At 66.4% G+C, this 24,642-nt stretch carries 21 protein-coding genes; 11 read left to right on the plus strand and 10 right to left on the minus strand.

Going from position 1 to position 24,642, the window contains the following annotated elements; genetic code table 11:
• Entirely contained in the window at window positions 1-1,965 is a 1,965-nt protein-coding gene (uvrC, locus tag ACEOAB_RS18975; RefSeq protein ID WP_056590218.1) for an excinuclease ABC subunit UvrC, read from the minus strand.
• Window positions 1,966-2,106: 141 nt separating this feature from the next.
• Between uvrC and ggt the strand changes: the two genes are divergently transcribed.
• Window positions 2,107-4,176, plus strand: coding sequence for a gamma-glutamyltransferase (ggt, locus tag ACEOAB_RS18980; RefSeq protein WP_413748306.1), 2,070 nt, complete (start codon window positions 2,107-2,109; stop codon window positions 4,174-4,176).
• A gap of 51 nt (window positions 4,177-4,227) precedes the next feature.
• Here the strand turns inward: ggt and ACEOAB_RS18985 are convergent, their stop codons facing one another.
• Window positions 4,228-5,652 (minus strand): M20/M25/M40 family metallo-hydrolase, encoded by a 1,425-nt coding sequence (locus ACEOAB_RS18985; protein WP_413748305.1) that lies wholly within the window; start codon window positions 5,650-5,652, stop codon window positions 4,228-4,230.
• Between the two features lie 75 nt (window positions 5,653-5,727).
• On the opposite strand from ACEOAB_RS18985, the gene earP reads away from it, so the two are divergent.
• From earP to ACEOAB_RS19000, 3 genes are all read left to right on the plus strand, one after another.
• Window positions 5,728-6,816 carry an elongation factor P maturation arginine rhamnosyltransferase EarP gene (earP, locus tag ACEOAB_RS18990; RefSeq protein ID WP_495653043.1) on the plus strand — a complete coding sequence of 363 codons (1,089 nt, stop codon included), beginning with the start codon at window positions 5,728-5,730 and terminating at the stop codon, window positions 6,814-6,816.
• 153 nt (window positions 6,817-6,969) lie between these two features.
• Window positions 6,970-7,524, plus strand: a complete 555-nt coding sequence (gene efp, locus ACEOAB_RS18995; protein WP_007830687.1) for an elongation factor P — start codon at window positions 6,970-6,972, stop codon at window positions 7,522-7,524.
• Window positions 7,525-7,643: 119 nt separating this feature from the next.
• The gene (locus tag ACEOAB_RS19000; RefSeq protein ID WP_007830686.1) at window positions 7,644-8,507 is read left to right on the plus strand and encodes an LOG family protein; all 864 of its coding nucleotides are present in this window, start codon (window positions 7,644-7,646) and stop codon (window positions 8,505-8,507) included.
• Here ACEOAB_RS19000 and ACEOAB_RS19005 read toward each other — a convergent pair.
• Genes ACEOAB_RS19005 through pncB form a run of 5 tightly spaced genes read right to left on the minus strand, consistent with a single transcriptional unit; the run spans window position 8,504 to window position 14,718 of the window.
• Complete coding sequence (locus ACEOAB_RS19005) at window positions 8,504-9,667, minus strand: MFS transporter (protein ID WP_007830685.1); 1,164 nt, start codon at window positions 9,665-9,667, stop codon at window positions 8,504-8,506. The two genes, ACEOAB_RS19000 and ACEOAB_RS19005, sit on opposite strands and share 4 nt — an antisense overlap.
• Complete coding sequence (locus ACEOAB_RS19010; protein ID WP_413748303.1) at window positions 9,664-11,031, minus strand: DNA recombination protein RmuC; 1,368 nt, start codon at window positions 11,029-11,031, stop codon at window positions 9,664-9,666. Before ACEOAB_RS19010 ends, ACEOAB_RS19005 begins: the two co-directional genes overlap by 4 nt.
• 20 nt (window positions 11,032-11,051) lie before the next feature.
• Entirely contained in the window at window positions 11,052-12,038 is a 987-nt protein-coding gene (locus ACEOAB_RS19015) for a 2-hydroxyacid dehydrogenase (protein ID WP_413748302.1), read from the minus strand.
• A gap of 11 nt (window positions 12,039-12,049) precedes the next feature.
• Complete coding sequence (locus ACEOAB_RS19020; RefSeq protein ID WP_495653044.1) at window positions 12,050-13,462, minus strand: sodium:proton antiporter; 1,413 nt, start codon at window positions 13,460-13,462, stop codon at window positions 12,050-12,052.
• A gap of 35 nt (window positions 13,463-13,497) precedes the next feature.
• On the minus strand, window positions 13,498-14,718 hold the full coding sequence (gene pncB / locus ACEOAB_RS19025; RefSeq protein WP_413748300.1) for a nicotinate phosphoribosyltransferase: 1,221 nt from the start codon (window positions 14,716-14,718) through the stop codon (window positions 13,498-13,500).
• A gap of 184 nt (window positions 14,719-14,902) precedes the next feature.
• Here pncB and ACEOAB_RS19030 point away from each other — a divergent pair, with 184 nt between their 5' ends.
• Together ACEOAB_RS19030 and ACEOAB_RS19035 are read left to right on the plus strand one after the other, a co-directional pair.
• Window positions 14,903-15,136 carry a CsbD family protein gene (locus ACEOAB_RS19030; RefSeq protein WP_056590196.1) on the plus strand — a complete coding sequence of 78 codons (234 nt, stop codon included), beginning with the start codon at window positions 14,903-14,905 and terminating at the stop codon, window positions 15,134-15,136.
• A 41-nt stretch (window positions 15,137-15,177) separates the two neighbouring features.
• The gene (locus ACEOAB_RS19035; RefSeq protein ID WP_056590193.1) at window positions 15,178-15,618 is read left to right on the plus strand and encodes a hypothetical protein; all 441 of its coding nucleotides are present in this window, start codon (window positions 15,178-15,180) and stop codon (window positions 15,616-15,618) included.
• Here the strand turns inward: ACEOAB_RS19035 and ACEOAB_RS19040 are convergent.
• The gene (locus tag ACEOAB_RS19040) at window positions 15,608-16,051 is read right to left on the minus strand and encodes an acyl-CoA thioesterase (RefSeq protein WP_056590190.1); all 444 of its coding nucleotides are present in this window, start codon (window positions 16,049-16,051) and stop codon (window positions 15,608-15,610) included. The genes ACEOAB_RS19035 and ACEOAB_RS19040 overlap by 11 nt on opposite strands.
• A gap of 185 nt (window positions 16,052-16,236) precedes the next feature.
• On the opposite strand from ACEOAB_RS19040, the gene ACEOAB_RS19045 reads away from it, so the two are divergent.
• Complete coding sequence (locus ACEOAB_RS19045; RefSeq protein ID WP_007830664.1) at window positions 16,237-16,788, plus strand: phasin family protein; 552 nt, start codon at window positions 16,237-16,239, stop codon at window positions 16,786-16,788.
• Window positions 16,789-16,918: 130 nt separating this feature from the next.
• Complete coding sequence (locus tag ACEOAB_RS19050; RefSeq protein WP_007830663.1) at window positions 16,919-17,677, plus strand: 3-hydroxyacyl-CoA dehydrogenase; 759 nt, start codon at window positions 16,919-16,921, stop codon at window positions 17,675-17,677.
• Here the strand turns inward: ACEOAB_RS19050 and ACEOAB_RS19055 are convergent.
• The gene (locus ACEOAB_RS19055) at window positions 17,625-18,566 is read right to left on the minus strand and encodes a YihY/virulence factor BrkB family protein (RefSeq protein ID WP_413748299.1); all 942 of its coding nucleotides are present in this window, start codon (window positions 18,564-18,566) and stop codon (window positions 17,625-17,627) included. The two genes, ACEOAB_RS19050 and ACEOAB_RS19055, sit on opposite strands and share 53 nt — an antisense overlap.
• 87 nt (window positions 18,567-18,653) lie before the next feature.
• Between ACEOAB_RS19055 and dnaG the strand changes: the two genes are divergently transcribed.
• Entirely contained in the window at window positions 18,654-20,681 is a 2,028-nt protein-coding gene (gene dnaG, locus ACEOAB_RS19060) for a DNA primase (protein WP_056590426.1), read from the plus strand.
• A gap of 123 nt (window positions 20,682-20,804) precedes the next feature.
• Here dnaG and ACEOAB_RS19065 read toward each other — a convergent pair whose 3' ends face one another.
• Entirely contained in the window at window positions 20,805-21,137 is a 333-nt protein-coding gene (locus ACEOAB_RS19065) for a hypothetical protein (protein ID WP_413748298.1), read from the minus strand.
• On the opposite strand from ACEOAB_RS19065, the gene rpoD reads away from it, so the two are divergent.
• Entirely contained in the window at window positions 21,130-23,316 is a 2,187-nt protein-coding gene (gene rpoD, locus ACEOAB_RS19070) for an RNA polymerase sigma factor RpoD (RefSeq protein WP_235507900.1), read from the plus strand. The two genes, ACEOAB_RS19065 and rpoD, sit on opposite strands and share 8 nt — an antisense overlap.
• A gap of 90 nt (window positions 23,317-23,406) precedes the next feature.
• Window positions 23,407-24,642 carry a multidrug effflux MFS transporter gene (locus tag ACEOAB_RS19075; protein ID WP_413748297.1) on the plus strand — a complete coding sequence of 412 codons (1,236 nt, stop codon included), beginning with the start codon at window positions 23,407-23,409 and terminating at the stop codon, window positions 24,640-24,642.

The following is a 24,642-nucleotide window of genomic DNA, read 5'->3' on the forward strand; positions in this document are numbered from 1 at the left end:
TCAATGCAAGGCCTTGTAGATTTCCTCCGCCAGGTCGGAGGCGATCCCCTCGACCGACGCGATGTCTTCCACGCTCGCCGCCGCCACGCCCCGGATGCCGCCGAAGCGCTGCAGCAGCCGCGCGCGCCGCTTCGGGCCGATGCCCGGAATATCTTCGAGCTGGCTGCCGCCGACCCGCACCTTGGCGCGCTTGGCCCGCATGCCGGTGATGGCGAAGCGATGCGCCTCGTCGCGGATCTGGGCCACCAGCATCAACGCGGCCGAGTCCTTGCCCAGGTAGACCTTCTCGCGGCCGTCGGCGAACACGAGTTCCTCGAGCCCGACCTTGCGGCCCTCGCCCTTCTCGACCCCGACGATCAGCGACAGCGGCAGGCCCAGTTCGCTGAACACCTCGCGCGCCATCGACACCTGCCCCTTGCCGCCGTCGACCAGCACCAGGTCGGGCATGCGCGCGGCCTTGATCTTCACCGGCGCCTCGCTGCCGTCGCTCTCGGCGTCGCCCGGAGGCAGGGCGTCGGTCTCGGCCGCCATCGCCTCGGCCAGCTTGCCGTAGCGGCGGTGCAGCACCTGGCGCATGGCCGCGTAGTCGTCGCCTGGCGTGATGCCCTCGATGTTGTAGCGGCGGTACTCCTTGTTCTGCATGGCGTGGTGCTCGAACACCACGCATGAAGCCTGCGTCGCTTCACCCGCGGTGTGCGAGATGTCGAAGCACTCGACGCGGAAATTGTCGAGGTCGTCCGATGCCAGCTCCAGCGCATCGGCCAGCGCGCGCGTGCGCGCCTGCTGCGAGCCCTCCTCGGCGAGCAGCCGGGCCAGCTGCAGCTTGGCGTTGGTCTCGGCCATTTCGAGCCAGTGCCGGCGCTGCTCGCGCGGCTGGAACACCGCCGTCACGCGCGTGCCGGCCTGCAGCGAAATCGCCTCGATCAGCTCGCGGCCCACCTGCTCGCTCAGCACCAGCGTGGCCGGCACCGGCACGTCGATGTAGTGCTGGGCGATGAAGGCCTCGAGCACCTGCACCTCGATCGGGTCGGCCGCGGCGGGCGGACCACCCTCTTCTTCGTCGTCGAGTTCGCCGTGGTGGATCTGCGCCGCGTCTTCCACATGCACGGGAAAGTACGGCCGGTCGCCCAGGTGCCGGCCGCCGCGCACCATCGCCAGGTTCACGCAGGCCTTGCCGCCCTGCACCTTCACGGCCAGGATGTCCACGTCCTTGTCGGACGCGATCTCGATCGACTGCTGGTGCAACACGCGTGAGATGGCGGACATCTGGTTGCGCAGCTCGGCCGCCTGCTCGAACTCGAGCTTCTCGGCGTGCGCCGTCATGCGCTGTTCGAGCTTGGAGAGGACGAGCTGCGTATCGCCCATCAGGAAGGCCTCGGCGCTGGCCACGTCCTGCGCATAGGCATCGGGCGCGACGTAGCCGACGCACGGCCCGCTGCAGCGCTTGATCTGGTACAGCAGGCAAGGCCGCGTGCGGTTGGCGTACACCGTGTCTTCACAGGTGCGCAGGCGGAACACTTTCTGCAGCAGCTGGATCGATTCCTTCACCGCCCAGGCGCTCGGGTACGGCCCGAAGTAGCGGTGCTTCTTGTCGACCGCGCCGCGGTAGTACGCCAGCCGGGGGAACTGGTGCGACGCGATCTTGAGATAGGGGTAGCTCTTGTCGTCGCGAAACAGGATGTTGTAGCGCGGCTTGAGCGTCTTGATCAGGTTGTTCTCGAGCAGCAGCGCCTCGGCCTCGGAGCGCACCACCGTGGTCTCCATGCGCACGATCTTCGAGATCATGTGGCCGATGCGGGTGCCGCCGTGGTTCTTCTGGAAGTAGTTGGCGACCCGCTTCTTGAGGTTGCGCGCCTTGCCCACATAGAGCACGGCGCCGGCCGCGTCGAAGTAGCGGTAGACGCCCGGCAGCTGCGGCAGGGCCGCAACTTCGCTGAGCAATTGATCGGAATGCACGTCTGACATGGCGGCTATTGTGGCGCGCGGCACGCGGCCCGGCGCCCGCCTGCGCGCAAACCCCGACGCGGCTGGAATGAAACCTGCTGAAGATAGCCACGGGCGCGAGGAGCGCCCGGGTTTTTCAACATACCTATTCGGGAAATCTGCATGAACAAGAACAACAGGCGCGCCTGGTGGGCGCTCTCGCCCATCGCGCTCTCGCTGAGCCTCGCGGGCTGCGGCGGCTCCTCCCGCAATGACGCGCAAGACACGGCAACGACTCTTGCAACCATCGCCGCGATCAACGCGGCCAACCAGCCGGCCACCCAGCCGGCCCAGCAGCCCGCCCCGCCCGCACCCGACAACGGCTGCCTCACCTCGACCGGCAACTCCTCCGTGGTGGTCGGCTCGGGGGATGCCGGCGATCCGGCCGCGCCCGAGGCGGCCTCGGGCTACGCGCCGGGGCACAAGCTGGTCTACGCGAAGAATTACATGGTCGTCGCCAACCACCCGCTGGCCACGCGCGCCGGCTGCGACGTGCTGAAGGCCGGCGGCAGCGCAGTCGATGCGGCGGTGGCCGTGCAGGCCGTGCTGGGGCTGGTCGAGCCGCAATCGAGCGGCCTGGGCGGCGGCGCTTTCATGCTCTATTACGACGCCGCGACGAAGAAGGTGCAGGCCTACGACGGCCGTGAGACCGCGCCCGCCGCGGCCACCGAGAACTACCTGCGCTACGTGGACGACGCCACCGACACCAGCCTGCCCAAGCCCGGCGGCGCGCGCGCCAGCGGCCGCTCGATCGGCACGCCCGGCGCGGTGCGCATGCTCGACATCGCCTACCAGGACCACGGCAAGCTGCCCTGGAAAGACCTCTTCAGCTACGGCATCACGCTGGCCTCCGACGGCTTCCTGATCGGCGGGCGCATGACCGCCGCCATCTCGTCGTCGGCCGCCAGCCTCAAGCGCGACGCCGAGGCCACGGCCTACTTCTTCAACGCCGACGGCACGCCGAAAGCGCTGGGCACCCGCCTGCAGAACCCGGCCTACGCCAAGACGCTGACCACCATCGCGACGCAAGGCGCCAACGCCTTCTACACGGGCGACATCGCCCAGGGCATCGTCGACAAGATCGGCGTCACGGCCGCCGCGAACGACGGCTCGGCCATCACCCCCGGCAAGACCACGCTGGCCGACCTGGCCAACTACAAGGCCAAGCGGCGCGACCCGGTCTGCGGCACCTATCGCGACTACTACGTGTGCAGCATGTCGCCGCCCTCCTCGGGCGGCATCGCGGTGGTGGCGAGCCTGGGCATCCTCGAGACCTTCAACCTGGGCCTGTACAAGCCGACCGCCATCGGCATCGAGGGAGGCAAGCCGACCGTGATGGGCGTGCACCTGGTGAGCGAGGCCGAGCGCCTGGCCTATGCAGACCGCGACAAGTACGTGGCCGACACCGACTTCGTCCCGCTGCCGGGCGGCTCGGTCGACACCTTGATCAACAAGCCCTATCTGCAGAGCCGCGCCAGCCTCATCAGCCTGGCGAAGAGCATGGGCGTTGCCCAGGCGGGCAACCTGGGCGCGGTGCCGCTGGGCATCGACAAGACCGAGGAGCATGGCACCACGCACTTCACCATCGTCGACAAGCAGGGCAACGTGGTGGTGATGACCACCACAGTGGAAAGCACGCTCGGCTCGTTCCACATGACGCAGGGCTTCATGCTGAACAACCAGCTGACCGACTTCTCGGCCAACCCGAACGACACGGTCGATCCGAGCATCAAGGTGGCCAACCGCGTCGCACCGGGCAAGCGCCCGCGCAGCACGATGGCGCCGACGCTGGTATTCAGGAAGCAGGCCGATGGCAACATGGGCGAATTCGTCATGGGCACCGGTTCGCCGGGCGGCGGCACCATCATCCAGTACGTCGTGAAGACGCTGGTCGGTGCGCTCGACTGGGGGCTCGACGCCCAGCAGGCCACGTCACTGGTCGACTTCGGCGCCTCCAACAGCGTGACCACCAATGTCGGCGGCGAGCATCCGAACATCGACGCGACGAACTCGGGCCTCAACGACCCGCTGGTCGCCGGGCTGATCGGACTGGGTCACAAGGTGTCGGTCTCGGCGCAGTCCAGCGGCGTGAGCACCATCATCCGCACCAGCGTGGGCGGCAAGACCGTGCTGACAGGCGGCGCCGACCCGCGGCGCGAAGGCATCGTGCTGGGCGATACCTTCACGCCCTGAGGGCGTTGGCCTGGACGAAGTGGTGCTCGCAGGCGTCGCTCATCGGCGCGCCTACTTCGCCAGCTCCGACACCAGCCGGTACAGGAACTCCCGGCCGTCATAAAGCCGCTGGATCTCGATGCGCTCGTCGAGCCCGTGCGCGCGCGCATCGGACGGCTCCAGAAACATGCCGGTCACGCCGTACATCGGGATGCCCGCGTTGCGCATGAAGCGGCTGTCGGTGGCGCCGGTGCTCATCGCGGGCACCACGGGCACGCCGGGCCACATCTGCTGCGTGAGCGACTCCACGGTCTTCACGAGGTCGCCGTTCAGCGGCGACGCCGGGCTGCGCAGCGGCTTGCCCATGTTGCGCACCACGATCTTGTCGTTGCCGACCGCCTGGGTCAGCAGGCGCTCCACTTCCTCGGGATCGTCGTGCGGCAGGATGCGGCAGTTGACCGTGGCCTTGGCCGATTGCGGCAGCGCGTTCTCGGCATGGCCGGCCTGCACCATAGTCGCGACGCAAGTGGTGCGGAACTGCGCGCTGTAGGCCGGGTTGGCCGACATGCGATCGATGACCGCTGCGTCGGGGTTGCCCGCGCCCACCGCGCGCATGTCGTCGGCCAGCTGGCCGGTGGCGAACGGAGCGCTGCGCGCGAAGTAGGTCTTCGTGACGTCCGCGAGCTTCACCGGGAAGCTGAAGTTGCCCAGCCGCTCCAGGCCGGCGGACAGCGCATAGATCGGGTTGGTCTTGGTCGGCACCGAGCTGTGGCCGCCCACGTCGCGCACCTCCAGCATGTAGGTGGTGTACATCTTCTCGGCCACCTGCATGCGGTGCAGGTTGGGCTTGCCGCCGCGCAGCTCGCCGCCGCCGCCTTCGTTGATGCCGAACTCCGCCTGCAGCAGTTCGGGCTTGTTGTTGATGAGCCAGAAGGCGCCGTTGCTGAGCGCATCGCCGCGCTCTTCGTCGGCCGTCAGCGCCAGGATGATGTCGCGCTTGGGCTTGAAGCCCTCCTGCTTCAGCTGCCCCATCACCGAGACCAGCGCCGAGGCCATCGCCTTGTCGTCGATGGCACCGCGCGCGGTGAAGTAGCCGCCGGTTTCCTGCAGCTTGAAGGGGTCGGTCTTCCAGTCTTCGCGCCGGGCCTCGACCACGTCGATGTGGGCCAGCAGCAGCAGCGGCTTCTTGCTGCCGTCGCCCTTGAAGCGCAGCACCATGTTGCCCTTCTTCGGGAAGGGTTCGAAGATCTGGATGTCGCCGGGCGCGAAGCCTGATTCGATCAAGCGCTTTTCCATGGCGCGCGCGGCCACCGTGTTGTCGCCCACCGAATGGCTGGTGTTGATCTCGATCAACTCCTTATAGATGTCGTGAAAGCGCTGCTGCTGCGGCGTGAGGGCCGCCGGGGTCTGCGTCTGCGCCATGGCAGCGGTCATGCCGCACAGGGCCAGCGAGACAGCGAGCACGGTTCTCGCGGCACGGAAGGTCTTCATCCTCATGGGTTCTCTCTCCGGTGGTGGTTGTGCCGGACAGCATAGCAAGCACCGTCCACGAACACGGGCACACTCGCGCCCATGCAATCGAGGCAATGGGACATCTTCTGCAAGGTCATCGACAACCACGGCGACCTCGGCGTCTGCTGGCGGCTGGCCCGCCAGCTGGCTGCGCTCGGCGAACGCGTGCGGCTGTGGATCGACGATGCGGCGGCGCTGCGCTGGATGGCGCCCGAGGCTCGCACTGGTCGCGACGGCGTGGAGGTGATCGACTGGCTCGACGCCGCTGCACTTCAGGCTGCCGTAGCGGGGCCGGCGCCCGACGTGCTGATAGAAGCCTTCGGCTGCGAGCCGGCGCCGGAGTCGATTGCCCGCTTCGCCGAAAGGCCGGGCCTGGCGTGGATCAATCTCGAGTACCTGTCGGCCGAGCCATACGTGGAGCGGCTGCACGGGCTGCCATCGCCGGTGTTCAGGGGTCCCGGCGCCGGGTTGACCAAGCGCTTTTTCTATCCGGGCTTCACGCCCGTCACGGGCGGGCTGCTGCGCGAGCCCGACCTGATGGAACGCCGGGCACGCTTCGACCGGGTGCAGTGGCTGGCCGAACGGCAGATCCCATGGCGAACCGGCGAACGCCTGCTCTCCCTCTTCTGCTACGAGCCGCCTGCGCTGGCCGCCCTGCTCGCCCGGCTGGCGGAAGGCCCCGAACCCGCGCGCCTGCTGGTGACGGCGGGCCGCGCCACCCAGGCAGTCCAGGCTTGTTTTGGGGGCGCCCCATCGCCCCACGGGCGCGGCGCGCTATCAATTTCATACCTCCCCTATCTCACGCAGCCCGACTTCGATCACCTGCTCTGGGCCTGCGAGCTGAATTTCGTGCGCGGCGAGGATTCGCTGGTGCGCGCCCTCTGGGCCGGCGCGCCGCTGGTCTGGCAGATCTACCCGCAGGACGACGATGCCCACCACGTCAAGCTGAACGCCTGGCTGGACTGGCTCGGCGCCCCGCCCTCGCTGCGGCTTTTCCACCACGCCTGGAACGGCTTCGTCGGCAGTGCCCTGCCGCTGCCTGAAACACAGGGCCCATGGCTCGAAACAGCACTGGACGCCCGCACGCGGCTGCTCGCCCAGGACGATCTGGTCACGCAACTGCGGAAACTGATCGGCCAAAAAAGCTAAAATAGTGGGCTTTGCGGATTTCGGCCCGAATCTCAACGATTCGAGATGCTCTCCGCTAAACCTGCCGCGGGACCTGTACCGCGGGGCCAACAATGCCGGCAAGCGTCGCCGGCAGCCCCGTGCACCGAGCGGCCAACATCCAGAGACCCTGTTATGAAAATCGCTCAAGAAATCCGCGCCGGCAACGTCATCATGCACGGCAAGGACCCGATGGTCGTCCTCAAGACCGAATACAGCCGCGGCGGCCGCAACTCCGCCACCGTGCGCATGAAGATGAAGAGCCTGATCGCCAACTTCAACACCGAAGTGGTCTTCAAGGCCGACGACAAGATCGACCAGATCGTGCTCGAGAAGAAGGATTGCACCTACTCCTACTTCGCCGACCCGATGTACGTCTGCATGGACGCCGACTACAACCAGTACGAAGTCGAAGCCGAAAACATGGGCGACGCCCTGAACTACCTCGAAGACGGCATGGCCGTCGAAGTGGTGTTCTACGACGGCAAGGCCATCTCGGTCGAACTGCCGACCAGCGTCGAGCGCGAAATTACCTGGACTGAGCCCGCCGTCAAGGGCGATACCTCGGGCAAGGTGCTCAAGCCCGCCAAGATCGCCACCGGCTTCGAAGTGCCCGTGCCCCTCTTCGTGTCGCAAGGCGACAAGATCGAAATCGACACGCGCACCGGCGAATACCGCAAGCGCGTCTGAGCCTCCTTCCCGGCTGACCGCCACCCTCGAAAAAAGCTCCGCAAGGAGCTTTTTTTGTTGGTGGGCATGGCAGTTGCAACGCTGCACAATCTCCCAAGGTCCTTCCGTCTGGTTTTCTCATGAACAACACGCACAACATTCACGACAAACGCCTCGCCGATGCCTGGGCCACGCTCCAGTCCCATGCGGACAAAGGCCTGCCGCTCGACCCCGATCCCTCGCGCATCGCCTTCGCCGACCCCGAGTTCCTGCTGCGCCGGGAGACGCGCGGCATCCGCATGCAGCTCGAGCTGATGAAGCCCGATCTCGAGCAGCGCGCCCATGGCATCGAGAACACCGTGGTGGTGTTCGGCAGCGCGCGCTTTCGCAGCGAGGAAGACGCCTCCGCCATGATCGCGCAGGCCGATGCCGCCGGCGACGCCGCGGCATCCGAGCGCTGGCGCCGGCTGGCGCGCAATTCGCACTACTACGAGAAGGCGCGCGCCTTCGGCAAGATGGTCGCGCAGTACAGCAACGACAAGGAGCCGCAGGACAAGCTCTTCGTCTGCACCGGCGGTGGCCCCGGCATCATGCAGGCGGCCAACCGCGGCGCGCACGAAGGCGGCGGCCTCTCGGTCGGCCTGGCCATCGCGCTGCCGATGGAAGAAGAGGCCAACCCGTACGTCACGCCGGCGCTGAGCTTCAAGTTCCACTACTTCGCCATCCGCAAGATGCATTTCATGATGCGTGCGAAGGCGCTGGTGGCGTTTCCGGGCGGCTTCGGCACGCTCGACGAACTGTTCGAGGTGATCACGCTGGTGCAGACGAAGAAGTCGAAGCCGGTGCCGATCGTGCTGTTCGGCTCGGACTACTGGAAGCGGCTGATCGACTTCGACTTTCTGGTCGACGAGGGCGTGATCTCGCCGGGCGACGTGAAGCTCTTCGAATACGTCGACGCGCCCGAAGACGCATGGAGCGCGATCAAGCGCTTCTACAAGCTCTAGACCTTGAGGCCCCAGGTGGCGCGCGCGCCGAGCGCCACCACGCCTCCCACCACCCAGAACACGCCGCCGATGCCGATCAGCGCACCGAGCGAGCCGAACAGCATCGGCATCGCCACGCTCGACGCGTTGATGGTCATGAGCCGCAGGCCCAGCGCCTCGCCGTGGCGGGTGTGCGGCGTGATCTGGTGGAGCATGCTCATCACCATCGGCTGCACCGCGCCCAGCGCAAAGCCGAGCACCACCGAGCACACGCCCATGCTCAGGGCCGAGTCCAGCAGCGGATAGACCGCGAACACCATCGCCGTGACGGCCGTTGAACTCAGGATCACGCTGCGCTCCGAAGCGCGCGAGGCGATCACCGGAAGCACCACGCGAACGACCGCCGCCGCGATCGCGAAGGCGCCGAGGATCGAGCCGATCACCGAGGCGCTGATGCCCCGGTCGTGCCCCAGCACCGGCAGCACGAAGGCGTGCACGTCCCAGCTCGACGACTGCAGCCAGTTCACGAACAGCAGGCGGCGGAACATCGGTTCGCGCAGCAGGTCCCAAGCGCGGGTCGGCGTGGCGCCCGGCACGGGCGCGGCGGGCGGTGGCTCGTGCGCGCCGCGCGCGAGCATCCAGCAGAGGATGGGCAGCGCCGCCATCACCGCGAAGCAAATGCGGAACGCGAGCATGTCCGCGGGCGAGCGGCCCGCATGGTCGATCAGCATGCCGGCCAGGAAGGGCCCGACGAAATTGGCCACGGCCGGCGCAATGGCGAGCCAGCTGAACACGCGCTTGAGCTGCGTCGCGTCGGTGGCCGAGCGGCCGACGTGCCGCTGCAGCGCGATGACCGTCGCACCCGTGGCGCCGCCTGTCAGCAGGGCTGCAATGCACATCACCGGAAAGATCGGAAAGATCACCACGAGCCCCGCGCCGACGACTGCCGCAATGACCGACAGCCACAGCGGCCGCTTGAAACCGTATCGGTCGGCAAAGCGTCCGGCAGGCAATGCAAGGAAGACTTGCGTCAGCGCAAACAGCGAGATCAGCAGGCCGACCGCCGCGGCGCTGTAGCCCTGCTGCAGCGCCAGCAGCGGCGTGGCGAGCCGCATGCCGGCCATGGTCGCGTGCAGGCACACCTGGGCCCCGATCACGCGCAGCAGTTCGGAACCTTTCACGGGGTGTCTTCGGCCTCGCTGTCGGCGGTGGGCAGCAGCAACGCCTGCGACTGCGCCTCGGGCAGCGCCTCGACCTTGCGCAGCGCCAGGCGCATCTGCTTGGCGCGCGTGTCGGCCTTGTCGAGCGTGTCGGAAGCCTTGGCCACCTGCTCCTTGACGCGCGCGACCCATTCGCCGTAACGCTCGAACTCGGTCTTCACTGCGCCCAGCACCTTCCAGACTTCGGAGGCCTGCTGCTCCAGCGCCAGCGTGCGAAAGCCCATGTGCAGGCTGTTGAGCATCGCGAGCAAGGTGGTCGGGCCGGCCAGCGTCACGCGGTGCTGGCGCTGGATGGCATCCATCAGGCCGGGACGGCGCAGCACCTCGGCATAGAGGCTCTCGACCGGGAGGAAGAGGATGGCGAAATCGGTGGTGTGCGGCGCAGCGAGGTAGTTGTCGGCGATCGACCTGGCCTCGGTGCGGATGCGCGCTTCGAGCGCCTTGGCCGCCAGATCGGCACCCACGGCATCGGCGCGTTCGTGCGCGTCGATGAGCCGCTCGTAGTCGTCGCGCGGAAACTTGGCGTCGATGGGCAGCCACACCGGCGCACCGTCCTCGCCTCGCCCCGGAAAGCGGATCGCGAAATCGACACGCTGCCCGCTGCGCGGCTTGGTCTCTATCTGCTTGGCGTACTGGTCGGGCGTGAGCACCTGTTCGAGCAGCGCCTCGAGCTGCACTTCGCCGAACACGCCGCGCGTCTTCACGTTGGTCAGCACGCGCTGCAGGCTGCCGACGCCCACGGCCAGCGTCTGCATTTCACCGAGCCCCTTGTGCACCTGCTCGAGCCGGTCGGCCACCTGCTTGAAGCTTTCGCCGAGGCGCGCCTCGAGCGTGCTCTGCAGCTTCTCGTCGACCGTCTTGCGCATCTCGTCGAGCTTGACGGCGTTGGTCTGCTGCAGCTGCGCGAGCTGCGCTTCCAGGGTCGCGCGCACTTCGGACAGGCGGCGTGCATTCGATTCGCTCAAACCCTGCAGCTGCGTGCTGAGCGTGTCGGCCAGCGTCTTCTGCAGGGACGCGAGCTGCAGGGAGAACGCGTCGAGCTGCGCATTCTGCGTGCGCGTGGCTTCGGCGCCCTGCTGCACCAGCGCCTGCTGGAAAGTGGCGAAGGCCTGCGCGGTTTCCTGCCGCACGCCGCGCGAGCTTTCGCCGATGTCGTGGCGCAGTTCGCGCTCGGTGCGTTCGTTGGCCGAGCCCAGGGCGGCCAGCACGCGCAACACGTCGCTGTGGTCGGACGGGGGCTGCCGGCGGGCCAGCAACCAGATCACCAGCACGAGTTGGATGACCGCGAGCGCGGCCAGTCCGATGAGGATCAGCGAAGCGTCCAAGGTTGCGGTACTGCCTCTGCTTATTTGCCGGCTGGAGGAACGGGCGTCACGGGTGTCAGCGGCCCCTTGCCGCCGAAGTACGCGATGAGGTTGTCGGCCGCGAGATCGGCCATGGCGCGGCGCGTGGGCACGGTGGCGCTGGCGATGTGCGGCGTCAGTACCACGTTGGGCACGGTCAGCAGGTCGGGGTGCACCTTGGGTTCGCCCTCGAACACGTCGAGGCCCGCGGCGGCAATGCGCTTTTCGCGCAGGGCCGTGGCCAGCGCCGCGTCGTCGACGATGCCGCCGCGCGCGATGTTGACGAGCGTGGCGGTCGGCTTCATCAGCGCGATCTCGGCCGCGCCGATGGTGTGGTGCGAGGCCGGCGAATAGGGCACCACCAGCACGACGTGGTCCGCCGTCCTGAGCAACTCTTCCTTGCTCAGGTAGCTGGCCTTGCATTCCGTCTCGAGCGCGGCGTCGAGCTTCGAGCGGTTGTGATAGACCACCTTCATGCCGAAGCCGTGTGCACCGCGCTTCGCGATGCCCTGCCCGATGCGGCCCATGCCGATGATGCCGAGCGTCGAGCCGTGGATGTCCGAGCCCGCGAACATGTCGTAGCTCCACTTCTGCCACTTGCCCGCGCGCAGGAAGTGTTCGCTCTCGGTGATGCGGCGCGCCGTGGCCATCAGCAGCGCGAAGCCGAAGTCGGCCGTGGTCTCGGTCAGCACGTCGGGCGCGTTGGTGCCGAGCACGCCGTGCGCGGCCATCGCGTCGACGTCGAAGTTGTTGTAGCCCACCGCCATGTTGGCGCAGATCTTCAGGCCGGGGCAGGCGTCGAGCACGGCGGCGTCGATGCGCTCGCTGCCGGTGGTGAAGGCGCCCTGCTTGCCCTGCAGCTTCGCGATCAACTGTTCCTTGCTCCAGCTCTCGTCGGACTGGTTCGACTCGACCTCGAAGTGCTGCGAGAGGCGTTCGATGGTTTCGGGAAAGATCGCGCGCGCGACCAGGATCTTGGGCTTGCTCATGATGTTTGCACTCAGCGGAAGAAGATGAAGGTGGAAAGAACGAACAGCGGGACCAGGATGGCCACCGACCACGCCATGTAGCCGAAGAAGCTCGGCATGCGCACGCCGCGGCTCTCGGCGATGGCCTTGACCATCAGGTTGGGCGCGTTGCCGATGTAGGTGTTGGCGCCCATGAACACCGCGCCAGCCGAGATGGCGGCCAGCGTGTTGGCGTAGGTGGTCATCAGCGCCGCCGGGTCGCCGCCCGCGGTGTTGAAGAACACGAGGTAGGTCGGCGCGTTGTCGAGGAAGGAGCTCAGCATGCCCGTGGCCCAGAAATACATCGCCGGGTCGGGTTGGCCGGCGGCGCGCGCCACGGCCGAGACGACGGCGCCGAACGGCCCCTGCGTGCCGGCCTTGAGCATCGCGATCACCGGGATGATGGTCAGGAAGATGCCCGCGAACAGCTTGGCCACTTCGGCCATGGGGCCCCACTCGAACTGGTTGTCGGCGTGCACCTTGGCCGGCGTGATCTTCAGCGAGAGCAGCGTGATGGCGATCAGGCCCGCGTCGCGCACCAGGCCCGGCAGGCCTACCCGGGTGCCGAAGACATCGAAGCCGACGGGCGACTTCCAGAAGCCGCTGAGCAGCACGAACGCGACCACGCCGCCCAGAAGCCAGAAGTTGACGGCGCCGTCGAAGCCGATGCGCTTCGTGTCGGGCGTCGGGTCGACCGGCAGCACGCCCTCCTTGCGGTAGTAGTGGCGGTCGATGGCGTAGAACAGCGCGAGCAGCACGGCCAGGATGAAGAGCGTGTCGGGCAGGATGTTCTTCGCGGTCCAGAAGAAGTCGACGCCCTTCAGGAAGCCGAGGAACAGCGGCGGATCGCCCAGCGGCGTGAGCGAGCCACCCACGTTGGAAACGATGAAGATGAAGAACACGACCACGTGGACCCGGTGCATGCGGTTGTCGTTGGCACGAATGAGCGGCCGGATCAGCAGCATCGACGCGCCCGTGGTTCCCATGAAGCTCGCGAGCACCGCGCCGATGGCGAGCAGCCCGGTGTTGAGGCCGGGCGCGCCGTGCAGGTTGCCCCGGATGTGGATGCCGCCCGCCACGGTGAACAGCGCCGTGAGCAGGATGATGAAGGGGATGTACTCCTCCACCAGCGCATGCACGAGTTGGGCGCCGGCCAGCGAAACGCCGAAGGTGGCGGCAAGGGGCAGCAGGAAGGCCAGCGCCCAGGCCGCCGAAACCTTGCCGTAATGGTGGTGCCAGAAGCCCGGCGCCAGCAGCGGGAACAGCGCGATCGACAGCAGGATGCCGGCGAACGGCACGCCCCACAGCGGCGAGAGCGCGGCGCCGTCGAAGTCGGCGGCCATCGCCAGCGCGGGAAACATCAGCGGCAGCAGCGCGGCCGCCGCAAGGCGAAGGGGTTTTTTCATGGGGCCGTACCGTACCAGAGGGGCCAGTACAGCCTTCACGCCGGGGGTTGCTCGATCTCGAAGACCTGGCGCAGGTAGGCCAGGTATTTTTCGTCCTCGCACATGTTCTTGGATGGCGTGTCCGACAGCTTGGCCACCGGCTGGTCGTTGCAGTGGATCATCTTGATGACGATCTGCAGCGGCTCGTAGCCCAGGTCGTTGGTGAGGTTGGTGCCGATGCCGAAGGCCAACTGGCAGCGGCCGCGGAACTGCTGGTAGAGCTCGATGGTGCGCGGCACCGTGAGGCCGTCGCTGAAGATCAGCGTCTTGGTGCGCGGATCGACCCGGTTGGCGACGTAGTGCGCCAGCATGCGCTCGCCCCACTGGAACGGGTCGCCGCTGTCGTGGCGGGCGCCGTCGAAGAGCTTGCAGAAGTACATGTCGAAGTCGCGCAGGAACGCGTTCATGCCGTACACGTCGGACAGCGCGATGCCCAGGTCGCCGCGGTACTCGCGCGCCCAGCTCTCGAAGCCGAAGATCTGGCTGTCGCGCAGCCGCGGGCCGAGCGCCTGGCAGGCCTGCAGGTATTCGTGGGCCATGGTGCCCAGCGGGATCAGGCCCAGCTTCATGGCGTACAGCACGTTGCTGGTGCCCGCGAGCTGCGGCAGCCGCGTGCCGGGCGGCGCCTGCACCGGCGGCGAGGTGACGGCGCCGAGGCGGGCGGTCAGCGTACGCAGCACCTCTTCGTGCCAGTCCTTGGAAAAGCGGCGGCGCGTGCCGTAGTCGGCGATCTTCAGGTCGGCGAGGCCGGCGTCCTGCAGCTGGGCGATCTTGGTTTCGAGGCGGCGGCGGCCTTCCTCGAAGTCGGGCTTCTTCTGCGTATTGCGGAAGTACACCTCGTTGACGATGGCCAGCACCGGGATCTCGAACAGGATGGTGTGCAGCCACGGCCCCTTGATGCGGATCTCGAGCTCGCCCGAGGGCTGGGGAACGATGTTGATGTACTTCTCGTTGAGCCGGAAGAGCCCGAGGAAGTCGACGAAGTCGCTCTTGATGAAGCGCATCGAGCGCAGGTAGGCCAGCTCGGCGTCGCGGAACTGCAGCGAGCACAGGCTGCGCACCTCGTCCCGGATCTGTCCCGCGAACTGCGCCAGGTCGACGCCGGGGTTGCGGCACTTGAAGCGGTACTCGACCCGGGCCCCGGGGAAGTGATGCAGGACCACCTGCATCATCGTGAACTTGTAGAGGTCGGTGTCGAGCAGGCTGTGAATGATCATGGTGCTGTGCGCGGTGTCTCAAACTTTCGGCGTCCGTTCGATTATCACGGGGTGAGTCGGCCTCTGCCTACGGGGCCTGAACTGCACGTCCTACCGTGAGGGTGAATCCCCCCGATGACAGTGATTCCACGGCGAAGCACACGGCCCGCCGGATCAACCTGGCTCAAAGTCAAAGGAGGTTTGCATGAACAAGGACACCATCGAAGGCAACTGGAAACAGCTCAAGGGCAAAGTCAAGGAGCAATGGGGCAAGCTGACCGACGATGACCTCGACGTCATCGCCGGCAAGCGCGACCAGCTGCTCGGGCGCATCCAGGAGCGCCACGGCATCAGCCGCGAAGAAGCCGAGAAGCAGGTCAAGGACTGGGAATCGCGCGATGGCCGCACGCCGGACGCGCTCTGGTTCGAACGCTATTGAACAGCTCCTGAATTTCATCCACTCCGGAAGGAAAACATCCCATGAAAAAACATCTCCTCATGCTGGCCCTCGCCTCCACCTGCTTCGTGGCCACGCAGGCCAGCGCCATGACCAAGGATGAATACAAGGTCGCCAAGGAAAAGATCGAGGCCGACTACAAGGTCGCGAAGGCCCAGTGCGACACGATGAAGGACAACGCCAAGGACGTCTGCCAGAAGGAAGCCAAGGGCAAGGAAAACGTCGCCAAGGCCGAGCTGGAGCAGCAGTACCAGCCGAGCGACAGCCACGCCCGCAACGTGGCTGAAGAGAAGGTGAAGGCCACCTACGAAGTCGCGAAGGAAAAGTGCGACGACCAGAAGGGCGATGCGAAGGCCGCCTGCGTGAAGCAGGCCAAGGCCGACGAAGCCCAGGGCAAGGCCGACATCAAGGCGATGAAGAAGACCGCAGGAACTTCAGAACGGACCGCGCCGGTCAAGCCTTGAGCGAATCGACCACGCGTTGCAGCGCCTCGGGTAGCGGTACCGGGCGCTGCGTGACGCGGTCCACGTAGACGTGGATGAAGTGGCCCTGTGCCGCAGCGCTGTCCGCGCCCTCGGCGAACAGCGCGATTTCATACCGCACGCTCGACCGGCCCGCCTGGGCCACCCGAATGCCCGCCTCGACGGTTTGCGGGAACGCGATGGGCGCGAAATAGTTGCACTGCGTCTCCACCACGAAGCCGATCGTGGAGCCCTCGTGGATATCGAGCGCGCCGCGCTCGATCAGCAGTGCATTCACCGCGGTGTCGAACCAGCTGTAGTAGACGACGTTGTTGACGTGGCCGTACATGTCGTTGTCGGCCCAGCGCGTCGGAATGCTGCGGAAAGCGCGGTAGCTGCCGCGGGCCTGGGGGATTGGTTTGGTCGGGGCGCTCATCGCGCGGCATTTTGCCCGGGAAGCCGAATTTAGAAGACGGCTTCTAAATTGCTGCATGGCAGCAAAAACCCCTTGATCGCAAAACTCAGCTGCCTATACTTGAGGCCATGCTGCACCGCAACATAGACGGCGAGACAGCGCAACGTGAATCGACCACTCAATCATCCCTTCTGGAGATTTCCCAAATGGCCCTGACCGCTGACCAAATCCTCGCCGCCCAAAAGGCAAACCTCGAAACCCTCTTCGGCCTGACCACCAAGGCTTTCGAAGGCGTCGAGAAGCTCGTCGAACTGAACGTGACCGCCTCGAAGGCTGCCCTGGTCGAAGCCCAGAGCACCGCCCAAGCCGCCCTGAGCGTCAAGGACGCCCAAGAGCTGCTGACGCTGCAAGCCAGCCTGTTCCAGCCCCTGGCTGAAAAGACCGCTGCCTACAGCCGTCACCTGTACGACATCGCCCAAGGCACCGGCGCCGAATTCGGCAAGGCCTTCGAAGCCAAGGCTGCCGAAGCCCAGCAAGCCTTTGTCGGCCTGGTCGACAGCGCCTCCAAGAACGCCCCCGCCGGTTCGGAAACCGCCGTTGCCGTGCTGAAGAGCGCCGTGGCTGCCGCCAACAACGCTTTCGAATCGGTCCAGAAGGCCGTCAAGCAAGCATCGGACGTCGCCGAAGCCAACTTCAATGCCGTGTCCACGCAAGCCGTTGCCGCCGCAAAGACCGCAACCGCTTCGCGCAAGCGCTAAGCTGGCGACCACCACCAGTTGTCTCCTTGGGTCCTCACGGATCCAATTCAGGGCCTCGTCTCACGACGAGGCCTTTTTTTCGTCTGGCGGGCCTCTTCGATAATGCGGGTCTCATTTCAGGAGACTCTCCATGCAGATCGACGGCAAGGTTTTTATCGTGACCGGTGGCGCTTCGGGCCTCGGCGAAGGCACGGCGCGCATGCTGGCGGCCAATGGCGCCAAGGTGGTGATCGCCGACATGCAGGCTGACAAGGGCGAAGCGGTTGCCAGGGAAATCGGCGGCGTGTTCGTCAAGTGCGACGTGAGCCAGGAAGCCGACGGCCAGGCCGCGGTGGCCGCCGCGCTCAAGCTCGGCAAGCTGGTCGGCCTCGTCAATTGCGCCGGCATCGCCCCGGCCGAGAAGACGGTGGGCAAGAACGGCCCGCACGCGCTGGCCGTGTTCAGCAAGACCGTCACGGTCAACCTGATCGGCAGCTTCAACATGATCCGCCTGGCGGCCGACGCCATGGGCAGGAACGAGCCCGAAGCCACCGGCGAGCGCGGCGTGCTGATCTCGACCGCCTCGGTCGCGGCCTACGACGGCCAGATCGGCCAGGCCGCCTACAGCGCCTCGAAGGGCGGCGTGGTCGGCATGACGCTGCCCATTGCCCGCGACCTCGCACGCAGCGGCATCCGCAACATGACCATCGCCCCGGGCATCTTCGGCACGCCCATGCTGTTCGGCATGCCGCAGGAAGTGCAGGATGCCCTGGCCGCCAGCGTGCCCTTCCCTTCCCGCCTGGGCACGCCCGAGGACTACGCCAAGCTGGCGAAGCACATCATCGAGAACGACATGCTCAACGGCGAGGTGATTCGTCTGGACGGAGCGATTCGATTGGCTCCCCGCTGAGAGCGGATTTGGGCGGCTTCGTGCTGCCGGTGCGGTCCAGGCGCTCGTAGTTCGCGATCACCTGGGCGCCCAGCAGCACCAGCGTGGCGGCGATCTCCAGGCTCAGCAGCACCACGATGGCCGTGGTGAGCGAGCCGTAGACCACGTTCACCTGCGACAGCGTCGAGAAATACCAGATCAGCACGCGCCGCGTGGCCTCCCACAGCAGCGCGGCCGTCACGCCGCCCAGCAGCGCATGGCGCAGCGACATGCGCCCGGCCGGCATCACGAGGTAGAGCGAGGTCAGCATGAAGATCTCGCCACCCAGCCCCAGCAGGTACAGCAGCAACCCCGAAACACCCGACAGCGACCAGCTGCGCCCCAGCAGGTCGACGCTTTCCTGCCCCACCAGCTGCAGCGCGCCCGACACCAGCGTGACGAGCAGCAGCCCGACGCACAGGCACAGGATGTAGACATAGGGCATGGCCACCGAAACCAGGAAATGGCGTTTGTGGTCCGCCTTGCGGTGGTGAAAGATCACCGCCATGGCACTTTCGAGCACGCTGAAGGCCAGCGAGCTGAAGAAGATCATCGTCACCAGCAGCACCGGCCCCAGCACGTCGCGATGGTCCAGGAAGCTCGAGAGCTCGCCAACGATGGCTTTCGACTGCCCCGGCAACAGCCATTCGAGGTACCGCCCGATGGTGCGCAGCAGCTCGGCCTGCTCGATGACGTGCGACAGCGCGATCACGCTCACGATCAGCAGCGGCACGATGGACAGCAAGGCGTAGTACGCCACCGCCCCCGCGAGCAGCAGGCCCTGGTTGGCGCGAAATTCCTTGAGCACATCCCAGGCGAACCGCAGGGGGTGGCGCAGCAGCGGCGCAATGTGTTGCAGGGGTTTGGGCATCGTCGTGCGTGGATCCAGTCGCTTTCAGTATGCCGCCGGGCCGCGAGGCTTCACCCGCTTGCGTATCATTTGCCGCTCTTCGCCTACATGACCATCCCCGCTTCATTCATCCAGGAACTCATCGCGCGCGCCGATGTGGTCGAGATCGTCGGCCGCTATGTGCAGCTCAAGAAGGCCGGCGCCAATTTCATGGGCCTGTGCCCGTTCCATGGCGAGAAATCGCCCTCCTTCTCCGTCAGCCCGACCAAGCAGTTCTATCACTGCTTCGGCTGCGGGGTGCATGGCAACGCCATCGGCTTTCTGATGGAGCATGCCGGCATGGGCTTCGTCGAGGCGGTGCACGACCTGGCCGGCCAGTACGGCCTGCAGGTGCCGGAAGACGACGCCTCCCCCGCCGAGCGCGCCCGCGCCGCCAGCCAGCGCCAGAAGCAGGCCACGCTGACCGACGTGCTCGAAAAGGCCGGCGACGCCTACCGCAAGCACCTGCGGCAGGCGCCCGGCGCCATCGAATACCTGAAGGGCCGGGGGGTGTCGGGCGAAGTGGCCAAGCAGTTCGGCATCGGCTATGCACCGGCCGGCTGGCGCGCACTGGCCAGCGTGTTTCCCGACTATGACGACCCGCTGCTCGCCGAGAGCGGGCTGGTGATCGTCAACAACGAGGAAGGCCAGCTCAGCGAGGCCGAGGCGAAGCGCTACGACCGCTTCCGCGACCGCGTGATGTTCCCGATCCGCAACGTGAAGGGCGAATGCATCGGCTTCGGCGGCCGGGTGCTGGGCGACGAGAAGCCCAAGTACCTGAACTCGCCCGAAACGCCCGTTTTCAGCAAGGGCCGCGAGCTCTACGGGCTCTACGAAGCCCGCGCCGCCTTCCGCGACCGCGGCTATGCACTCGTCACCGAGGGCTACATGGACGTGGTGGCGCTGGCGCAGCTCGGTTTTCCGAACGCGGTGGCCACGCTCGGCACGGCCTGCACCACGGAGCATGTGCAGAAGCTCTTCCGCTTCACCGAATCGGTGGTGTTCAGCTTCGACGGCGACGCCGCGGGCCGGCGCGCCGCGCGCAAGGCGCTCGACGGCGCGCTGCCGTACGCCACCGATGTGCGCAGCATCAAGTTCCTGTTCCTGCCGGCCGAGCACGACCCCGACAGCTTCATCCGCGAGCACGGCGCCGAGGCTTTCGCCCGCTTCGTGAACGAGGCAACGCCGCTGTCGCGCTTCATGCTCGAAGCCGCTCGCGAAGGCTGCGACCTGACTTCCGCCGAGGGCCGCGCCCACATGACGAGCAACGTGCGCCCGCTCTGGAGCGCCATGCCCGACGGCGCACTCAAGCGCCAGTTGCTGAGCGAGATCGCAACGCTGGTGCAGCTCGATGCAGCGGCGCTGTCGGACCTCTGGGCCTCCACGCCCGGCCCGCGCAAGGCCGGCGGCGCACCGGCGCCGCAGCGCCACAGCGAGCCCCCGGGCTTCAGCGGTGGCGGCGGCGACGACTACTACCCGGACATGCCTCCGCCCCAGGACTACGAGCCGCCTCGCTATGAAAGCGATAGCAAGCCCAAGTTCCAGCAGCGCAAGTTCACGGGCAAGGGCGGCAAGCGCTGGGGCGGCAAGTTCGAGGAACCCATCGAGCCCCTGCGCGGACGCGGCGCCCCACCCAGCCGCCCCGACGTGGCGGTGCGGCTGCTGCTGTCGAACATGGCGCAGTGGGAAGCCCTGTCGCACGAGCTCCACCTGATGCTCTGCGAACTGCCCGGCCACCACGGTGCCCTCTTCACCTGGCTCGACAGCCAGCTGCACGAGCACGGTGTCCAGCCCTGGGCAGCCCTGCGCGAAGGCCTGCGCGGACTCGGCTTCGAGCCGCTGGCCGAGCGGTTGATGTCCGTCTCCGAAGCCGGGCCCATCCCCGAAGGCGAAGAAGCGCAGCACCTGGCCGACGCCGCCCGCGAACTCGCCAGCGTGCTCGATTTCATGCTCGACGACCGCCTCAAGGCCCAGCAGAGCGAAGCCATCGCGGCCGTCGGGAAAGACCCGAAAGCCCTGGAGCGCTACAAGGCACTGGAAACCCGGCGGCTCGAATTGCGCGCTCGCCTGCGCGCCTCGGGTTCAGAAACTGCTTGAAATTTGCGCAACACGCTATAATGTAGGGCTTCGCAACTGGCGAAATTAGGCAAGAGCGACAGCAGCACCTCCGGGCCGACCCCTAGCGCAACGCACTCCAACGGTAAATTCCGGCGGAAAGGGTCAATAACCGCAAGGACTGCACACCAAATGTTCGCCCGACATCTTGCCTGCTGAGGAATTCATTCCTCTTTCCCAATTGTTTTTAGTCCGTGCCTGTGCACGGGCTGTGGTGGCGCTGTCCTTGTGACGGTGCGCCTGTGATTTCGCTTGTTCTTTCTTGCCGTAACGAGGTCGTATGCCCAGTTCAAAGAAGCCTGCTCCTTCACTTGCCAAAAGCGTCGCCACCAAGCCCGCAGCAGAAAAACCGTTGAAAGCCGGCGCGAAGCCGGCAACCAAGACGGCCGCCGCCGCATCCAGATCGGCAGCCGCAACGAAAGTGAAAACCGTGCCCACGAAATCGACCTCTCTCGACGATCCCAAAAAAGCAGCCGCCCCGGCAGCCAAGAAAGTCGGCCGCCCGCCCAAGGCCGCCGGCGCCGCCACGCCTGCCACCGGCGCCAAGCGCGGCCGCAAGCCCAAGGCTGACAAGGATGCGCCCGAGAACGACATCGACCTGTCGGACATCGAGGAAGATCTGGCCGGCGACGAGCCCGCGGCTGCCACGACCACCGAAGAAAAGGTCAAGCCGCTGCGCATGAAGATCAGCAAGGCGAAGGAACGCGCCTTGATGAAGGAGTTCGGCCTCGACGAGACCGTGCTCTCCGAAGAAGACCTGGCCAAGCGCCGTTCGCGCCTGAAGACCCTTATCACGCTGGGCAAGACCCGCGGCTACCTCACGCACGGCGAAATCTCCGACCACCTGCCCGACAAGCTGGTCGACGCCGAGACCATGGAAGTCGTGGTCACCATGCTCAACGACATGGGCGTGGCGGTGTACGAGCAGACGCCCGACGCCGAAACCCTGCTGCTGAACAACACCGCGCCCACCGCCACCACGGTGGAAGAAGCCGAGGAAGAAGCCGAAGCGGCCCTGTCCACGGTGGACAGCGAATTCGGCCGCACCACCGACCCGGTTCGCATGTACATGCGCGAAATGGGCACGGTCGAGTTGCTGACGCGCGAAGGCGAAATCGAAATCGCCAAGCGCATCGAAGGCGGCCTGATGGCCATGATGGAGGCCATCTCGGCCTCCCCCGCCACCATCGCCGAAATTCTGCGCCTGGCCGCCGAGATCCGCGAAGGCAAGGTCGTCATCTCGACCATCGTCGACGGCTTCTCGAACCCCAACGAGGCCGACGACTACGTGGCCGAAGAAGACTTCGACGAATTCGACGAGGAAGACGACGATGACGGCAAGGGCGGCTCCAAGGCCCTGACCAAGAAGCTCGAGGAACTCAAGCGCGAAGCGCTCGAGCGCTTCGACCGCATCGCCGGAATGTTCGAGAAAGTCCACAAGATCTACGACAAGGAAGGCTACGGCACGCCGGCGTACGTCAAGGCCCAGGAGGCCCTGTCCGCAGAGCTGATGACCATCCGCTTCACGGCCAAGACCATCGAGAAGCTGTGCGACCTGGTGCGCACGCAGGTCGACGACGTGCGCAAGAAGGAGCGCGAGCTGCGCCGCATCATCGTGGACAAGTGCGGCTTCCCGCAGGACGAGTTCATTCGCGACTTCAGCGGCTACGACAAGAACGGCAACCGCATCGCGTCGAACCTGCTGAACCTCAAGTGGGTCGAGAAGCAGGCCGCCGCCGGCAAGCCCTGGAGCGCCGTGCTCGCGCGCAACATTCCGCCGGTGCAGGAACTGCAGCAACGCCTGACCGACATCCAGTCGCGCGTGGTGGTGCCGCTGACCCAGCTCAAGGACATCAACAAGCGCATGAACGAAGGCGAATCGTCTTCGCGCGACGCCAAGAAGGAAATGATCGAGGCCAACCTGCGCCTCGTGATCTCCATCGCCAAGAAGTACACCAACCGCGGCCTGCAGTTCCTCGACCTGATCCAGGAAGGCAACATCGGCCTGATGAAGGCGGTCGACAAGTTCGAATACCGTCGCGGCTACAAGTTCTCGACCTACGCCACGTGGTGGATCCGCCAGGCCATCACCCGCTCGATCGCCGACCAGGCGCGCACCATCCGCATCCCGGTGCACATGATCGAGACGATCAACAAGATGAACCGCATCTCGCGCCAGCACTTGCAGGAGTTCGGCTTCGAGCCCGACGCCGGCATCCTGGCCGCGAAGATGGAGATTCCGGAAGACAAGATCCGCAAGATCATGAAGATCGCGAAGGAGCCGATCTCGATGGAAACCCCCATCGGCGACGACGACGATTCGCACCTGGGCGACTTCATCGAGGACAGCAGCAACACGGCCCCCATCGAGGCCGCCATGCAAGCCGGCCTGCGCGACGTGGTGAAGGACATCCTGGACTCCCTCACGCCGCGCGAAGCCAAGGTGCTGCGCATGCGCTTCGGTATCGAGATGTCGACCGACCACACGCTGGAAGAGGTCGGCAAGCAGTTCGACGTGACGCGTGAGCGCATCCGCCAGATCGAGGCCAAGGCGCTGCGCAAGCTGAAGCACCCGAGCCGCTCCGACAAGCTGCGCAGCTTTATTGATACGCTCTAAGCCGGTCTCCCGGTATTTCTCTGACGAGGAGGCGCCCGCAAGGGCGCTTTCTTTTTTGGCCTTCGCGACAAGAAGAATGGAGCAAACCTCATGAATCCCGATGCAGACAAGCTCTGGCAAGCCCCACGCTGGGCGCTTGCCGTGCTGCTCGCAGTGCTCGGCATGCTCGGGCCCTTCTCCATCGACACCTACATCCCGGCCTTCTCGGGCATCGCGCGCTCCATCGGCGCCACGCCGGCCGAGATGCAGCAGACGCTCTCGGCCTACCTGTTCGGCTTCGCATTCATGAACCTGTTCCACGGCGCGCTGTCGGACAGCTTCGGCCGCCGGCCCGTGGTGCTGTGGGGACTGGCAGTGTTCACGCTCGCCTCGCTGGGCTGCGCGCTGTCGCAGAACATCACGCAGCTCGTGTTGTTCCGAGGGCTGCAGGGCCTCTCGACCGGCGCCGGCATCGTGGTCTCGCGCGCGGTGATCCGCGACATGTTCCCGCCGGCCGAGGCGCAGCGGGTGATGAGCCAGGTCACGATCTACTTCGGCGTGGCCCCGGCCATCGCGCCGATCGTGGGCGGCTTCCTGTTCGTGCACGCGGGCTGGCATGCTGTGTTCTGGTTCCTGGTGGCCGTGGGCGTGGTGCTGTTCGCCGCCAACTACAAGCTGCTGCCCGAGACGCTGCACAAGGACCACCGCCAGCCCTTCCAGGTGCGGTACCTGCTGCGCGGCTACTGGGACCTGTGCTCCGACCCGCGCTTCCTGCTGCTGGCCTTCGCGAGTGGCGTGCCCTTCAACGGCATGTTCCTCTACGTGCTGGCCGCGCCCGCGTTCCTGGGCGACCACCTCGCGCTGCAGCCGCAGCAGTTCTTCTGGTTCTTCCTGCTGACGATCGGCGGCATCATGCTCGGCGCACGTGCCAGCGGCCGCATGGCCGGCAAGGTGGCGCCCAAGCGGCAGATCCGCGACGGCTTCGTCATCATGCTGGCGACTTCGGTGGTCAACGTGGTGGCCAACACCTTCTTCGAGGCGCACGTGGCCTGGGCGCTGTGGCCGCTCGCGGTATTCGCCTTCGGCTGGGCGCTGATGGTGCCGGTGGTCACGCTGCTGGTGCTCGACCTGCACCCGGAGCGCCGCGGCATGGGCTCGTCGCTGCAGGCCGTGATCGGCTCCACCGCCAACGGCATCGTGGCCGGTGCGGTGGCGCCGCTGGTGATGCACTCGACGCTCGCGCTGGCGCTGACCTCCATGGGCATGCTCGGCATCGGCCTGGTCGCATGGGTGTGGCTGCATGGCCGCTGGCCCGAGATCGGGCGCCTGGTGGCTCACGAAGGCTGA

Source organism: Variovorax sp. Varisp53 (genome assembly GCF_059491555.1).